Source organism: Methylobacterium sp. D48H, assembly GCF_053345715.1.
This window is the reverse complement of record NZ_JBKFAP010000075.1, coordinates 1-888: the sequence shown is the minus strand read 5'-3', so window position 1 is coordinate 888 and position 888 is coordinate 1. Positions and strand designations below refer to the sequence as shown.

Sequence of the window (888 nt, the reverse complement as noted above, 5' to 3'; positions counted from 1 at the left end):
CCGCGAGGGCGCGCCACTCGGGCCGCTCCGCGCCGGCCCCGGCCGCGAGGGCCTCGGCGCCGACGCGCAGGTCGCGGGCCAGGCGGGCAAGCCGGGCGAGGCCGTCGGCCGCGGGCGCCTGGCCGGCCAGTGTGCTGGCGAGATCGTGGCTCGCCCGGGCCAGCGCCTCGACGGCCTCCGCCGGCACCCGCAGGATCGCCGCGGAGGCCTCCGGCGGCTCGGAGCCGGGTTTCGGCGCGGGGTCGGCCTGTGTCGGCGCGGCGGTCGCGGCCGGCAGGGATGCCGGCGCGGCGGGGGGCCCCGGTGGTGGGCTCGGACTCGGATCCGGCAGCGGGGCGGGTGGTGCGGGTTGTGCCGGCGGCGGCGTCTCGCCCGGGAGCCGGAGGACGTGGCCGAGGGCCGCCAGGGCGTCGGCCGGCATGTCCGGACCGGACCCGTCCGTGAGGCTGGCGACGTAGGACTCGATCCGGTCGAGGGCGAGGTGGACGGCATTGGCCGCCTCGCGGTCGAGGGCGGTGGCGCCGGTGCGCACGCCCTCGAACAGCGTCTCGAGACGGTGGGCCACCGCCTCGACCGCCGGGAGGTCGACGGCGCGGGAGGCGCCCTTCAGGCTGTGGGCGCGGCGGAAGACGTCGTTCCAGTCCGGCGAGGCGCTGCCGAGCGCCCCGCGGATCGCCGCGACGTGCTCCCGGTGCTCGACGTCGAAGGCGGCGAGCAGGAGCTTGCGGATATCCTCGGCCAACGGGGCGCCCGCCTCAGTGCCGGTATCGTTCGGCCAGGGCCATGAGGGCCTGGGCGAGCTCGGTGAGGTTGGCGGAGGCGGCCTCGACCTGCCGGGTGCCGGCCGCGGTCTGCTGGCTGGCCTGGCGGATGTTCTGCAATGCCCCC

Annotated in this window: 1 protein-coding gene; it reads right to left on the bottom strand. The window is 78.5% G+C overall.

Annotation, left to right across the window (positions count from 1 at the left end):
- A partial coding sequence (locus ACLBX8_RS31525; protein WP_447716400.1) for an Hpt domain-containing protein occupies positions 1 to 742 on the bottom strand: 742 nt, incomplete at its 3' end.
- Positions 743 to 888: the final 146 nt, after the last annotated feature.